10 protein-coding genes and 1 pseudogene are annotated in these 13,847 nt (G+C 72.3%); 5 read left to right on the forward strand and 6 right to left on the reverse strand.

Annotated elements, in window-relative coordinates:
- Positions 1 to 100: 100 nt before the first annotated feature.
- The 3 genes from AAFN69_RS14755 to AAFN69_RS14765 all read right to left on the reverse strand — a co-directional run bounded on the left by AAFN69_RS14755 (position 101) and on the right by AAFN69_RS14765 (position 3,624).
- Positions 101 to 1,012, reverse strand: a complete 912-nt coding sequence (locus tag AAFN69_RS14755) for a hypothetical protein (protein ID WP_347728940.1) — start codon at positions 1,010 to 1,012, stop codon at positions 101 to 103.
- A 49-nt stretch (positions 1,013 to 1,061) separates the two neighbouring features.
- On the reverse strand, positions 1,062 to 2,588 hold the full coding sequence (locus tag AAFN69_RS14760) for a hypothetical protein (protein ID WP_347728941.1): 1,527 nt from the start codon (positions 2,586 to 2,588) through the stop codon (positions 1,062 to 1,064).
- Positions 2,589 to 2,892: 304 nt separating this feature from the next.
- Entirely contained in the window at positions 2,893 to 3,624 is a 732-nt protein-coding gene (locus AAFN69_RS14765; protein ID WP_347728942.1) for a GntR family transcriptional regulator, read from the reverse strand.
- A gap of 158 nt (positions 3,625 to 3,782) precedes the next feature.
- On the opposite strand from AAFN69_RS14765, the gene AAFN69_RS14770 reads away from it, so the two are divergent.
- From AAFN69_RS14770 to AAFN69_RS14790, 5 genes and pseudogenes are all read left to right on the forward strand, one after another.
- Entirely contained in the window at positions 3,783 to 5,069 is a 1,287-nt protein-coding gene (locus AAFN69_RS14770; RefSeq protein ID WP_347728943.1) for an MFS transporter, read from the forward strand.
- 73 nt (positions 5,070 to 5,142) lie between these two features.
- Positions 5,143 to 5,340 (forward strand): annotated as a pseudogene (locus AAFN69_RS14775) (DUF1445 domain-containing protein); the annotation flags it as partial.
- Between the two features lie 36 nt (positions 5,341 to 5,376).
- Positions 5,377 to 6,141: a 5-oxoprolinase subunit PxpA gene (locus tag AAFN69_RS14780; RefSeq protein WP_347729272.1), complete on the forward strand. Its 765-nt coding sequence runs from the start codon at positions 5,377 to 5,379 to the stop codon at positions 6,139 to 6,141.
- Positions 6,138 to 6,761, forward strand: a complete 624-nt coding sequence (gene pxpB / locus AAFN69_RS14785; RefSeq protein WP_347728944.1) for a 5-oxoprolinase subunit PxpB — start codon at positions 6,138 to 6,140, stop codon at positions 6,759 to 6,761. The genes AAFN69_RS14780 and pxpB overlap by 4 nt, the downstream gene beginning before the upstream one ends.
- Complete coding sequence (locus AAFN69_RS14790) at positions 6,758 to 7,624, forward strand: biotin-dependent carboxyltransferase family protein (protein ID WP_347728945.1); 867 nt, start codon at positions 6,758 to 6,760, stop codon at positions 7,622 to 7,624. Before pxpB ends, AAFN69_RS14790 begins: the two co-directional genes overlap by 4 nt.
- Positions 7,625 to 7,668: 44 nt before the next feature.
- On the opposite strand, the gene AAFN69_RS14795 is transcribed toward AAFN69_RS14790, so the two are convergent.
- From AAFN69_RS14795 to AAFN69_RS14805, 3 genes are all read right to left on the reverse strand, one after another.
- Positions 7,669 to 11,292 (reverse strand): hydantoinase B/oxoprolinase family protein, encoded by a 3,624-nt coding sequence (locus AAFN69_RS14795; protein WP_347728946.1) that lies wholly within the window; start codon positions 11,290 to 11,292, stop codon positions 7,669 to 7,671.
- Between the two features lie 400 nt (positions 11,293 to 11,692).
- A complete protein-coding gene (locus AAFN69_RS14800) occupies positions 11,693 to 13,111 on the reverse strand; it encodes a HEAT repeat domain-containing protein (RefSeq protein ID WP_347728947.1) in 1,419 nt (472 codons plus the stop codon).
- Positions 13,112 to 13,406: 295 nt separating this feature from the next.
- Positions 13,407 to 13,799 (reverse strand): ankyrin repeat domain-containing protein, encoded by a 393-nt coding sequence (locus tag AAFN69_RS14805; RefSeq protein ID WP_347728948.1) that lies wholly within the window; start codon positions 13,797 to 13,799, stop codon positions 13,407 to 13,409.
- Positions 13,800 to 13,847: the final 48 nt, after the last annotated feature.

Here is a 13,847-nt window from a genome sequence, read left to right on the forward strand (position 1 = left end):
GGCGGCGGACTCTCGTGGTGGCGGGGCTGCGGGAACGGGCGGTGGCGGGTCGGGCCGGTCGGATCCGGCGGGGCGGCCGAAGCCGGGGGCGCGTGGCGGGTCAGGCGTGGAAGGGCAGGCCGGCGTCGGCCGCCAGCTCCAGATCGTCCCCGTCGGGTGGCGGCAGCAGGGTGGCGGTGCCGTCGCTGACCGGTACGACGCCGAGTTCGAGCAGTTCGGCCATGGCGGCGCCGCCCGCCATGTCCCGCACCTGGAGCTGGTAGCGGGCGGTGGTGCGGTAGGCGCCTCCGGCGTCGTCCCCGGTGCGCTGGAGGAAACCGGAGTCGGTGAGGAAGGCGACGGCCTTGCCGATGATGCCGGTGGTGGAACCGGCGAGCCGCCGTGCGTCCTTGGTGGCGCCGGTGGCACTGCGCCGGGCGTAGGTGCGCCAGGCGGATTCCAGGCCGGGGGCGTCGGTGGCGGGGTCGGTGTTCTCGCCCTCGGCGTCGGCGCGCTCCTCCAGTCTGCGGCAGGCCTGGCGGACGAAGGCGTCCACGCCGTTGACCGTGATGCGTCCGATGTAGCCGTCGTCGGCGAGGTCCTCGGGGCGGGGGAAGGCCATGGCCGCGACGGCGAGATGGGCGAGTCCGTGCAGAAAGCGGTCGGCCGACTCGGCGGAGGCCCGGCGGGCGTAGTCGCCCATGCGGACGGCGAAGACGGAGTCCTCGCCGGCGGCGAGCGCCATGCCGGCGCGCGGGGAGACCTCCAGGACGATGAGGCCGAGGCCGGTGGCGACGGCGTCGGCGAGCCGGGCGAAGGGGGGGTCCTCGCGGTAGCGGCGCAGCAGGTCGGCGTATTCGGCGTCGCGGGCGGGGATGAGCTTGGGCTGGAGGCCGAAGGAGACCAGGCGGGACGCGTCGGCGGCGTCGGCCGGGGTGATCCGGCCGGCGGTCTCGCCGCCCGCGGGCTCCGCGGGCGCGTCGGGCGTGGCCGGGTCACGCCAGGGTTCGGGCTCGGCGTGGTGGTCGGTCACCGGGAGGTCTCCTTGCGGCGGATCGGGGGAAGTGGGCGGAGGGGCCTGGTCACGCCGCCTCCGTGCGGTCGGCCGCCATGCCCGCGGCGTCGAGCAGGGCGGTGCCCACGATGAGGTCCGCGCCGCCGAATTCCGGATCGTCGAGGTCGGTGCCGTCGTCGACGGCGAAGAGCAGGCGCTGTTCACCCTGGCGGTAGGCGGTGCCCACGGGCGGGCTGGCCGCGTGGACGGCCAGCAGGGCCACCAGATAGGGGAGGTCGGGGTCGCGGCGGCGGGCCTCGGCGAGCAGGCCGGAGAGCCTGCGCGGCGCGTCGTGTTCCAGGTCGAGCAGCTCCATGGCGCTCGCGAGCTGTTCCTCGCTGAAGCGGCTGTCGTCGGGGGTGGCGATCAGATCGGGCTCGGGCATCTCGGCGCCGAGGTGTTCGCGCTCCACCGGCGGGGTGAGGAGCATGTCGACCAGATCCCCGACGCGTACGCAGGAGGGGGTGCGCGGACCGGTGCCCCGGGCGAAGAAGGCGTCCGTGACGCGGATGGCGGAGCGCAGCGGCAGCGGGAGGACGGGGACGACCAGCTGTCCGTGGAGATCGAGCCCGGTGCGGGTGGTGGGGCGGGCGAACGCCTGCCGGTCCTGTTCCGCGCGGAAGAGCGGGCCGGCTTCCAGCAGGCGGGACTGGAGCTGGGTGTGGCGCCGGATGCAGTCCTTGACGATGTCCACCAGCTCGGCGGCGCGGCGCTTGTGCTCGGGCTCCTCGGCCTCGTCGCGCGCCTTGCGGATGTTCGTCAGGATGGCGTTCTCGTGGCGGTAGCGGTCGGCGACATGGTCGAGTGCCTCGGCGATCATGTCGGGCACGGTGTTCAGCCAGTCGACGGACCGCACATTGCGCCGGGTCGCCTCCAGGGTCCGGCGCAGGGTCTCGGCGTACTGGACCGTGCGGTAGCGGGCCTGCTCGGCGGCGAGCTGGGCGTCGGCGAGCCTGCCGCGGCTGATCAGCACCTCCAGCTTCACCTCGGCCGCGATCTGGGCGCTGGTGACATCCGTGTCGAGGGCGCCGACCAGGACATTGACCGCTTCGTCGGTGGTGCGGAGGTAGACGGCGCCGCCGTGGCCGGGGACCTCCTCGATGAGCTTGAAGTCGTAATCCCGGCGGGTGTAGACGCCGTCCGCGCCGAACGTGCCGTACACCGCGCGGAAGCCGCGGTCGACGCTGCCGACATTGATCAGATTCTCCAGGACCCAGCGGGCGACCCGCTCGTGCTCGGCGACCGGGCGCCGGGGGGCCTGGGCGGCGATCCTGGGGAGGAGTCTGGCCACGATCTGGTCGTGGTCGGCCCCGGTGTCGAAGTCCATGTTCAGTGTGACGAGGTCGATGGCGGAGAGGGCGACCTCCGCCATCGCGTAGACGGAGTACTCCCCCGCGAGATTCGCCTTGCGGGTGTCCAGGTCGTGGAGCGGCGCGGTGCAGGCGAGCGCGCGCAGCCGCCGCGCGAGCCCTTCGTCGGCGGCCGGGCCCGGCGCGGGCCGCGGCCCCGCGCTGAGCTGGGGCGGAACAGGTTCCGTCGAGGCAGGCGAAGTCACGCTGCACAGATTAGGTCCTCGGACTGACAACGGTCGAAACGGCGCAGAGCGGCCGTGGGCCCGGGGCGGCCGAAGTCCGGCGGAGCGGTGCCGTCCCGCCGGGAGGGCGGGCGGCGTGCGCGGGTGCATGCCGCGGTGCGCGGCGGACGGCGGGGGTGCCGTGGGCGTCCGCTCGTGTGCGGTGGCTCCTGCGGGAGTCGTGCCGGCGGCCCGGTGAATCCGATTCAGGATTCACCCATTCATCAGCATGTGGAATATATTCCACTGTTCGGGCATTTCGCCACACTCCGGCCCCGGGCGCGGTTCAGTCGTCGTCCGTGACCAGATGGGCGTAGGTCTCCACCATGCGGGTGCGCGAGTCGTCCAGATAGGCCGCGAGCAGCTCCTCCGCCGCCGTGCGGTCGCCGGCCCGGAGCGCTTCGAGAATGGCGCGGTTGCGGATGAGGAAGGGCTGGTGGAGCCGGCGCGGGTCGTCGACGACATGGAAGGCGAGACGCAGTTCGGCGAGGACGCCGCGCATCAGCTCATCGGTGCGCGCGCTGCCCGCGAGGGCGACCAGCTCCCGGTGGAAGTGGATGTTGGCGGTGGAGACGCCCCGCCAGTCGAGCTCGCGCGCGGATCTCTCGCCGCCACCGACTGCGTCGCCGAGCCGGTCGAGCGGGTAGGGCGGATCGCCGAGGTCGTGCAGTACGGCGCATTCGACGAGCCGCCGGGTGCGGTAGATGTCCACGACGTCCTGCACGGCCGGCTTCCGGACGAAGACTCCGCGATTGAGCCGGTGGACGAGCAGCCGCTCGTGCGTCAGCAGCCGGAACGCCTCGCGCAGAGTGTTGCGGGAGACGCCGAGCGCCTTGCCGATGGCGTCCTCGGAGAGCCGCTCCCCCGGGCGGAAGAACCCCTCCGCGACGCGGGTGCGCAGGATGTCCGCGACGCGTTCCGCGGTACTGGTGCGCCCCAACAGCGCACGGTCCCGTGCCAGTCCGGCGATCCCGTCGGCAGCGGCGGCCCGCCCGGTCTCCGGCTCCGTCGTCCCCACGACGCCCCTCTCTCCCCGCCGGCGACTGCACCGGCGCGCGATCTCCATCGTAGAAGGAGGAATGCGCCTACACGCCCCTTGTCGGATCGTTCAACAATCCTCTAGCTTGACATCACCGCACACATCGACAGCGCCATCTCCCTTTCTGTGAGGTGCAGATGAGTACGACCAGGACAGAGCCGAGTGAGGGCGGGCGCCGCGAGGCGGCGGACGACACCGGCGCTCTCGGCTGGCTGCGGGCCCTCGGCCCGCGCGGCCGCCGCGCCTTCGGGGGCGCGTTCGGGGGCTATGCCCTCGATTCGTACGACTACTTCACACTGCCGCTGGGCATGGTCGCCATCGCCGCCCACTTCGGCCTGGACAACGGCCAGACCGGCCTGCTCACCACCGTCACCCTGGTGGTCTCGGCGGTGGGCGGCGTACTCGCGGGCATTCTGGCCGACCGGACAGGCCGGGTGAAGGCCCTGATGATCACGGTCATGACCTATGCCGTGTTCACCGTGGCCTGCGGATTCGCTCCCAACTACGAGACGCTGCTGGTCTTCCGCGCCCTTCAGGGCCTCGGCTTCGGCGGCGAGTGGGCGGTCGGGGCGATTCTGGTCGCCGAGTACGCGAGCGCCAAGCACCGCGGGCGCACCCTGGGCGCCGTGCAGAGCGCCTGGGCGGCGGGGTGGGCGCTGGCCGTGATCGTCTACACCCTGGTCTTCCACTTCCTGGACGACGACATGGCCTGGCGGGTGCTGTTCTGGACGGGCGCGCTCCCGGCCCTGCTCGTCGTCCATGTGCGGCGCAATGTGAGCGATGCCCCGGAGGCCGCCGCCAAGCGGGCCGCAGCAGCGGAGCGCGGTTCGTTCTCCGCGATCTTCCGGCCGGGCCTGCTGCGGACCACCCTCTTCGCCACCCTGCTCTCCACCGGTGTCCAGGGCGGTTATTACACCCTCGCCACCTGGGTGCCGACCTACCTCAAGACCGAGCGCGGACTGACGGTGGTGGGGACCGGCGGCTATCTGGCGTTTCTCATCTCGGGCGCCTTCATCGGCTATCTCACCGGCGGCCATCTCACCGACCGAATAGGCAGGAAGCGCAACATCGCCCTCTTCGCCGTGCTGTCGGCATGCGGCATCCTCGCGTACACGAGCATCCCCGCCGGGTCCAATGAGCTCCTGCTCGTCCTCGGATTCCCGCTCGGGTTCTGCATGTCGGCGATCTTCAGCGGTTTCGGCTCCTTCCTCAGCGAGCTGTATCCGACGGCGGTGCGCGGCACCGGCCAGGGGTTCACCTACAACAGCGGCCGTGCGGTGGGGGCCTTCCTCCCGGCACTGGTCGGCTTTCTCTCCGACAGCTGGGGAGTCGGCGGCGCCCTGGTCCTCGGCGCGGCGGGGTACGGCCTGGCCGTGGTGGCGCTGCTCGGTCTTCCCGAGACACGCGGCAGGGAGCTGCTGTGAGCGCGGGGACGGACGGGCACGGTCACGGGCGCTGTCCGGGCCCGGGGTGTGCGGACCGGCCACCGCGGTGTCGGTGCGTCTCGCCGCTCCCCCACCCGCCACCGCCGGACGTCTCGGCACGGCGATCCGGCTCGGTGCCATGATGCCCGCAGCGCACACCGGGGCGGTCCGCCGCGGCGACCCGGCCGGACACGGAATCGGAATCGGCGATCCCGGCCGCCCCGATTCCGGCGATGCGGCGGAGACCGCAGAGGGTGCCACACCGGTGTTCCGGGCGAGCGGCCCGGCCCGTACGGAGGAGGAGTACATGACCTGGGCGTCCATCGACCTCAACGCCGACCTCGGTGAGGGGTTCGGCCGCTGGCGGCTGACCGACGACGAGGAGCTGCTGTCCGTGGTCACCAGCGCCAATGTCGCCTGCGGCTTTCACGCGGGGGACGCGGTCACGATGCGGCGGGTCTGCCGGATGGCGGCGGAGAAGTCGGTGCGCATCGGCGCTCAGGTCTCCTACCGTGATCTCGCGGGCTTCGGGCGGCGCGCCATGGACGTCCCCTCCGACGAGCTGGCCGCCGAGGTCGCCTATCAGATCGGGGCGCTGGAGATCTTCGCGCGGGCGGCGGGTTCCCGGGTCTCCTACGTCAAGCCGCACGGCGCGCTCTACAACCGCGTCGTACACGACGAGGAGCAGGCGAGCGCCGTGGTCGACGGTGTGCTGATGTCGGGAGAGCGGCTGCCGGTTCTGGGGCTGCCCGGCTCGCGGCTGCACACCATGGCGGAGAAGGCTGGGCTGCCGGCCGTCACCGAGGCGTTCGCGGACCGCGCGTACACCGCCGACGGACGGCTGGTGCCCCGGGGAGAGGAGGGGGCGGTGGTCACCGATCCGGCCGCGGTTGTCGAGCGATCGGTCAGTATGGCCCGGTTCGGGGTGATCACGGCCCGCTGCGGGAAGGCCATACCGGTACGCGCCCGTTCGCTCTGCCTGCACGGTGACACCCCGGGAGCCGTGTCACTGGCGCGCCGGGTTCGGCGTCAACTGGAGACCGCGGGGGTCCGGGTGGAGTCGTTCGTATGAGGATGAGAGCACTTCCCGTGGGGGCCAGGGCACTGCTGATCGAGCTCGCGGACGGCGTGGAGACCGGTGCGCTCCATGCCGAGCTGTTGCGGCGGCGGGCGGCGGGAGCGCTGCCCGCGATCGGGGAGATCGTGCCCGCCGCCCGTACCGTCCTGCTCGACGGGGTGGACGACCCCGGCCGGCTGGCCCGGGAGATCGGGGCGTGGGAGGTCCCGCCGCTCCGGGCCCGGATGGAAGCGGTGATTGAGATTCCGGTCCGTTACGACGGGCCCGATCTGGCGGAGGTGGCCGCCCTCTGGCAGATGACCGAGGCCGAGGCCGCGGCCGTGCACTCGGCAGCCGATTTCCGGGTCGCCTTCTGCGGATTCGCACCCGGATTCGGCTATCTGACGGGGCTGCCCGAGCGATGCGCGGTGCCGCGGCGGGCGACCCCGCGCGCCTCGGTCCCGGCGGGATCGGTCGGGATGGCGGGCCCCTACACCGGAATCTACCCCCGCTCCTCCCCCGGCGGCTGGCAGCTGATCGGCACCACCGCGCTGGAGCTGTGGGATCCGGCTCGTGAGCCCGCCGCACTGCTGTCGCCCGGCACCAGGATCCGCTTTGTACCGGAGGGAAGATGACGGATCGCGCCATCGCGGTCATGCGGGCCGGCGCGCTGACCACGGTGCAGGATCTGGGGCGTCCGGGCCATGCTCATCTGGGCGTGCCCCGCTCGGGCGCGCTCGATCCCGTCTCCGCCGGGCTGGTGAACCGGCTGGTGGGCAATCCGGAGAGTGCGGCGGTGCTGGAGACCACGCTCACCGGCTGTGCCCTCCGTCCGCGGTGCGCGGTGACCGTCGCCGTCGGCGGCGCTCCGTGTCCGGTCACCGTCGACGGACGGCCGGCCGCCTGGGGGGCGCCCGTCCGGCTGGCGGCGGGTTCCCTGCTCACCGTGGGGTGGGCGGTGTCCGGCGTACGGACCTATCTCGCCTTCGGGGGCGGGATCGGGGTCGATCCCGTGCTCGGGAGCCGTTCCACCGATCTGCTCTCCGGGCTCGGTCCCCCGCCGCTCACGGACGGGATGGTCCTGCCGCTCGGGACACCCGCCGGGCCGCCGGGCCGGATCGACGGCACGGTCCCCTGGCCCGCGCCGCCGTCCGAGCTGGTGCTGCGGATACGGCTCGGGCCGCGTGCCGACTGGTTCACCGGCGCGGCTCTGCACACCCTGACCAGCCGTGCCTACCGTGTCTCGGCCACCGGCAACCGCATCGGGCTGCGCACGGAGGGCCCGGCGCTGGCCCGGGCCCGGCCCGGGGAGCTGCCCAGCGAGGGCATGGTGCTGGGCGCGCTCCAGGTGCCGCCGGACGGCCGCCCGGTGATCTTCCTCGCCGACCATCCGACGACCGGGGGCTATCCGGTGCCGGCCGTCGCCGATGAACGCGATCTGCCGGCGGCGGCCCAGGCGGTGCCGGGCACACCGGTGCGGTTCACACTGGTGCGCTGAGCCGGAGCCGCAGTGCCGGGCACCCGGACCGGCGCTGCTCCGGATCAGCGGGCGGGAGGTTCGCCGTACCCGCCGCCGCCGGGGGTCTCCATCACCAGGACGTCGCCGGGCCCGACGGTCACCGAGTCGACGCCGTTCAGCCGGGTCACCGTGCCGTCGGCGCGTTCCAGGGAGTTCACGCCGAGCGCGCCCGCCGAGCCCCCGGCCATGCCGTAGGGCGGCACCCGGCGGTGACCGGTCAGCAGGGTCACCGTCATGGGCTCCAGGAAGCGGAGCCGCCGCACCACCCCGCTACCGCCGTGCCACCGTCCCGTACCACCGCTGCCCTCCCGGACGGAGAAGCCGTCGACCCGGACCGGATAACGCCATTCCAGTACTTCCGGGTCGGTGAGGCGGGAGTTGGTCATATGGGTCTGCACGGCGTCGGCGCCGTTGAAGCCGTCCCCCGCGCCGGATCCGCTGGCGACCGTTTCGTAGTACTGGACCCGGTCATTGCCGAAGGTCAGATTGTTCATGGTGCCGGATCCCTCGGCCTGGATGCCGAGGGCGGCGCAGATGGCGCCGGTGACGGCCTGGGAGGTTTCGACATTGCCCGCGACGGTCGCGGCCGGATACTCGGGTGCGAGCATGCAGCCCGGGGGCACCCGTACGTCCAAGGGCTCCAGACAGCCGCTGTTGAGCGGGATGTCCGCGTCCACCAGGGTCCGGAAGACATAGAGGACGGCGGCCATCACCACGGAGGTGGGTGCGTTGGTGTTGCCGGGCTGCTGCGGGGATGTGCCGCTGAAGTCGATGACGGCGCCGCGTCTCTCGCGGTCCACCCGCAGAGCGACCCGGATCACCGCGCCGCTGTCCGTCTCATAGCGGTACGCGCCGTCGCTCAGCCCCGCGATGATCCGGCGGATGGACTCCTCGGCGTTCTCCCTGACATGCCGCATATAGGCGTTGACGACCTCCGTGCCGAACTGGTCCGTCATGCGGCGGAGTTCCGCGATGCCCTTCTCGTTGGCGGCGATCTGGGCGCGCAGATCGGCGATGTTGACGTCGGGGGCGCGGGACGGGTGGCGGGCGCCGGTGAGCAGTTGCCGGGTCTCGGCCTCCCGCAGCTTCCCGTCGCGCACGAGCAGCCAGTTGTCGAAGAGGACGCCCTCCTCCTCGATCGTGTGGCTGAAGGCGGGCATGGAGCCGGGGGTGATACCGCCGATCTCGGCGTGGTGTCCGCGTGAGGCCACCAGAAAGCGCAGCTCATCGCCTTCGAAGACGGGCGTCACCACGGTCACGTCGGGGAGATGGGTGCCGCCGTGGTACGGGTCGTTGATCGCGTGGACGTCTCCGGGCCGGAGCGTGCCCGCGTTGCGGCGCAGGACCTCCTTGATGGACTCCCCCATGGAGCCGAGATGGACCGGGATATGGGGTGCGTTGGCGATCAGATGGCCGTCGGCGTCGAAGAGGGCGCAGGAGAAGTCGAGCCGTTCCTTGATGTTGACGGAGTGGGCGGTGTTCTCCAGCCGTACGCCCATCTGCTCGGCGATGGCCATGAAGAGATTGTTGAAGACCTCCAGAAGGACCGGGTCGGCATCGGTGCCGACGGCCGCCCGCGCGGGCCGGGGCCGTACCCGGGTGAGCAGCAGATGCCCGCCCCGGCCGCCCCTGAATTCGGCGCGCCAGCCGGGGTCGACGACCGTGGTGGCGTTCTCCTCGGCGATGATCGCCGGGCCGTCGATCCCGGCGCCCGCCCAGAGGTCGTCCCGCCGGTGCAGCGGCACTTCGCGCCGGGCGCCGTCCATGAACACCGGGACCCGGGCATATGGCGTCAACTCGCCATCGGGCACTCCATCCGGTTGCTCTCCGTTACCTTCATTGACGAGGGTGTCGGGCTCGGCGGCCTCGCCCACGGCTTCCACCGAGACCGCTTCGATCACCAGTGGTTTCTCCATGGTGAAGCCGTAGCGGGCGCGGTGTGCCGACTCGAAGTCACTCCTCATGGCGGTGGCGGAATCGAGCGGGACGAGCAGGCCGGCGTCCGTGCCGGCGTAACGGAGCAGTACACGTTCACGGGTGGTGATGGAGGTGTCGGGGATGTGGTCGGCGCGGAGTTCGGCTCGGGTGCGGGCGGCGAGCCCGGCACAGAGGGTACGGAGCCGGGTGACGGCTTCCCCGCCCAGTTCGGCTTCCACGGACTGCTGGCGGATGGCGGTGGCGTCGGCCAGTCCGATGCCGTATGCCGAGAGCACTCCGGCGAGCGGCGGCACGATCACGGTGTCGATGCCGAGAGCGTCGGCGACGGCGCAGGCGTGCTGGCCGCCGGCGCCGCCGAAGGAATTGAGGGCGTATCGGGTGATGTCGTGGCCGCGCTGGACGGAGATCTTCTTGACGGCGTTGGCCATGTTGAGGACGGCGATGTCCAGGAAGCCCCGGGCGACCTCCTCGGGGGTCCGCTCCAGGCCGATCTCCCGCTGCACCCGGGCGGCCAGCCGGTGGAAGTGTTCGCGCACGACGGCGGTGTCGAGGGGCTGGTCGGCACCGGGTCCGAAGACGGAGGGGAAGTGGTCGGGCTGGATGCGACCGAGCATCACATTGGCGTCGGTGACGGTGAGGGGGCCGCCGCGCCGGTAGCAGGCGGGGCCGGGTACGGCTCCGGCCGAGTCGGGGCCGACGCGATAGCGGCGGCCGTCGAAGTGGAGCACCGAGCCGCCGCCCGCGGCGACGGTGTGGATGCTCATCATGGGGGCGCGCATGCGGACACCCGCCACCTGGGTCCCGAGTTCGCGTTCGAACTCACCCGCGTAGTGCGAGACATCGGTGGAGGTGCCGCCCATGTCGAAGCCGATCACCCGGCCGAACCCGGCCTGCCCGGCGGTGCGGGCCATTCCGACGACACCGCCGGCCGGTCCCGACAGGACGGAATCCTTGCCCCGGAAGTGGTCCGCTTCGCGCAGGCCGCCGTTGGACTGCATGAACATCAGCCGGATGCCGGGGAGTTCGGAGGCGATCTCGCCGACATGGCGCCGCAGGATCGGCGAGAGATAGGCGTCGACCACGGTGGTGTCCCCCCGCGGCACCAGTTTGATCAATGGGCTGACCTCGTGCGAGCAGCTGATCTGGGGGAAGCCGAGGGCGCGGGCGGCCTCGGCGACGCGGAGTTCGTGGGCGGGGTGCCGATAGCCGTGCATCAGCACGATGGCGACGCTGCGGCAGCCGTCGGCGCGGGCCCGCTCCAGCCGTTCGGTCACGGCGGGCAGATCGAGCGGGCGGATCACGGTCCCGTGGGCGTCGATCCGCTCGGGGACCTCGATCACGCGCTCGTACACCGGCTCGGGGAGCACGATCCTGCGGTCGAAGATCCGGGGGCGGTTCTGATAGGCGATCCGGAGCGCGTCCCGGAAACCCTCGGTGATCACCAGGGTCGTTGGTTCACCGCGGCGTTCCAGGAGCGCGTTGGTGGCGACGGTGGTGCCCATTTTGACGGACGCGATCCGTTCGGCCGGGACGGGCCGGCCGGGCGCGACGCCGAGCATCCGGCGGATGCCGGCGACCGCGGCGTCGGTGTAGTGCTCGGGGTCGTGGGAGAGGAGCTTGCGGGTGACGAGCCGGCCGTCGGGGCGTCTGCCCACGATGTCGGTGAAGGTCCCGCCGCGGTCGATCCAGAACTCCCAGCGCCCGGTCATGCCTCCATTCTGGCAAGGGGAGGTCCGCGCGACCCGGCGAGAAGGCGGCCGGGGGATCCAGCGCGGGGCCCGTGCCCGGGGTCCGGGCCGGGGTCCGGCTCGGGGATCGGGCGCGGGGTCCGGGCCGGCTCGGGCCGACCCGAGCCCGCAGGCTGCGGGGCAGGTGCTCTGCGGACCGGGGGCCGGGGATCAGCCGATCGCAGGAAGGGCTGGGGGCTCCTCGTCACACCCGTCGGGGGTGGCTGTCCGCCGCGCGCGCCGGGAGCGGGGCAGGCGGCGGACAGGGCCGGTTCCGTACGATTCCATTCAGTTCTGTTCGGTTCTGTTCGGTTCCGGGCGGGCCACCGGGCCGGAGGCTGCTCAGGCTCCGGATCCGCCTCCGGACACGGACGGCCCGGAGTCAGATGGCGGGCATGTCAGGGCCCATTCTGCTGCGGACGGCCGTCTGTACCTCGGCCTCCTCGGCCGGGTCCGCCGCCAGCCGGCGCAGCCGTTCGGCGACACGGATGTCCCCGGTCTCGGCGTGGAGCGCGGCGACTTCTCTCGTGGTCTCCTCGCAGTCCCACAGGCACTCGACGGCGAATCCGGTGGCGAAGGAGGCATCGGTGGCGGCCAGCGCTCTGGCGGCCCGGCCCCGCAGCTGGGACGAGGTGGTTTCGCGGTAGACATGGCGCAGCACCGGTGCCGCGCAGGTGATGCCGAGGCGTCCGGCGCCGTCCACGAGGGTCCACAGCTGTGGTGCGTCGGGTCCGTCGGCACGGACGGTTTCGCGCAGGGCTCCGAGCACGAGCCGCCAGTCGCCCGCACCGCCCCGGCAGGCGAGTACACCCGCCGCGGAGGCGCCGAGCGCGTCCGGCCGGTGGACCCAGCCGCGGGCCCGGTCGACCGCCTCTTCGCCGCACATGCGCTCGAAGGCGGCGATCGCGGCGTCGGCGACCGTGGACGAACCACTGCCGACGGCCTGCTCGATCAGGTCGAGGACCACGGGGAGCCGCGCCTCGGCCAGGTAGTGCAGGGCGGCGCAGCGGGCGCCGTCCGTGCCCTCGCGAGCCGCCGCGACGATCGCCGGCAGATCGTCCGCCGAGGCGACGGCCGACAGACACCGGGCGGCCGGCACATGGAGCAGAGCGCCGCGGGCCATGCCCTGCTCGGCCCAGTCGAAGACGGCCTGCACGCTCCAACCCGGACGCGGCCCCGTGGGCCGCATCTGCCGCTGCCAGCGGTCGAAGGAGCCCGCTTCACGGGCGGCGCGGATCCGGGAGCCCACACCGGCCCTCGGGTCGTCGGCCCACAGCCGCCAGGGCCGGGGTTCGAAGGCGTCGCGCACCACGGTGGCCAGCTCGGCCTCGCCTTCCGGGGTCGCCGGAAATCTGGCGAGGATCGGGACGGCGAGCGCACGGAGCCCGGCGTCGTCGTCGCGCAGCGCCAGTTCGTCGAGTGCCCACGCCCAATTGGCACCGGTCGCCGCATAGCGGCGGAGCAGTGCGAGGGCGTCGTCCCTGCCGTAGGAGGCGAGATGGCCGAGCACCGCCAGCGCGAGGCCCGTCCTGGCCTCGTCGGTGTCGAGGTGGTCGTCGGTGTCGCACAGGTGCCGCTCGATCTCCTCCAGACCTCCGTGGAGATCGAGGTAGAGGCGTGCGTAGTAAAGGGAGCGGTTCTCGACCTGCCAGTCGTGGCGGGGATCGTGCAGTACGCAGTGGTTGAGGGCGGCGAGCGCCTCGGCGCGCGGCGCCGCGAGCGCGTGCAGTGTGCCGTCGCCGCGGCCCCTCTGCAGCAGGCCGAGCAGGGTGCCGCTCGGCGCTATGACTGGATCGAACATGGGGAAAGCCTCACATCAAGCTCTCGACGCAACCGGGGAATGGAGATGCCTAGGCCGCGCAGCAGCATGAGGAGCCGCCCGTCGTCATCCGCGTCTTCCGCGTCATCCGCTTGGTGTAGACCATCTTCCTGCCTCTCGTCGGTGGGCCCCAGGGGAACTCCCGGTGATGTCCAGGACAGGGCCCGTCGTCATGATGACCCACCCATATCGCCACCGCGACCACATTTACGACGTCCCTCCCCTGCGGCTCCCGGTACCCGCTCAGCATGCCGGTCGGTGGGACCGTGCGTCGGCCTCACCGGCCGCCGAACAGCTCCAGAAGCTCTGTCTTCCCAAACATCCGCGCGGTATCCATGGCGGAGGGGGTTCCCGCGGCGGGATCGGCCCCGCCGTCGAGGAGGGCGCGGACGACCTCGTTCTCGCCCTTGAAGACGGCGCCGGCGAGCGGGGTCTGCCCCCGGTCATTGGCGCGGTCCGGGTCGGCGCCGCGGGCGATCAGGGCCGTCACCGCCGGGGCGTGGCCGTGGTAGGCGGCGAGCATGACCAGCGTGTCCCCCCGGTCATTGGTGAGGTTGGCGGGGACCCCGGCGTCGACATAGGCGACCAGCGCCTCGGTCTCACCCTGGCGGGCCAGGTCGAAGACCTTGGTGGCGAGTTCGATCACTTCCGGGTCCGGAGCCTCACTCATGCGGAGCGACCGCCTTTCACTGCGTTGACCTGCGGTGGGTCTGTACGG

This window comes from Streptomyces sp. CAU 1734, assembly GCF_039888735.1.
Classification (GTDB): domain Bacteria; phylum Actinomycetota; class Actinomycetes; order Streptomycetales; family Streptomycetaceae; genus Streptomyces.

Bases quoted from the DNA above. Each gene is read 5' to 3' on its own strand.
- AAFN69_RS14770 (WP_347728943.1), top strand. From the start codon at position 3,783: ATGAGTACGACCAGGACAGAGCCGAGTGAGGGCGGGCGCCGCGAGGCG.
- AAFN69_RS14780 (WP_347729272.1), top strand. From the start codon at position 5,377: ATGACCTGGGCGTCCATCGACCTCAACGCCGACCTCGGTGAGGGGTTC.
- pxpB (WP_347728944.1), top strand. From the start codon at position 6,138: ATGAGGATGAGAGCACTTCCCGTGGGGGCCAGGGCACTGCTGATCGAG.
- AAFN69_RS14790 (WP_347728945.1), top strand. From the start codon at position 6,758: ATGACGGATCGCGCCATCGCGGTCATGCGGGCCGGCGCGCTGACCACG.
- AAFN69_RS14795 (WP_347728946.1), bottom strand. From the start codon at position 11,292: ATGACCGGGCGCTGGGAGTTCTGGATCGACCGCGGCGGGACCTTCACC.
- AAFN69_RS14800 (WP_347728947.1), bottom strand. From the start codon at position 13,111: ATGTTCGATCCAGTCATAGCGCCGAGCGGCACCCTGCTCGGCCTGCTG.
- AAFN69_RS14805 (WP_347728948.1), bottom strand. From the start codon at position 13,799: ATGAGTGAGGCTCCGGACCCGGAAGTGATCGAACTCGCCACCAAGGTC.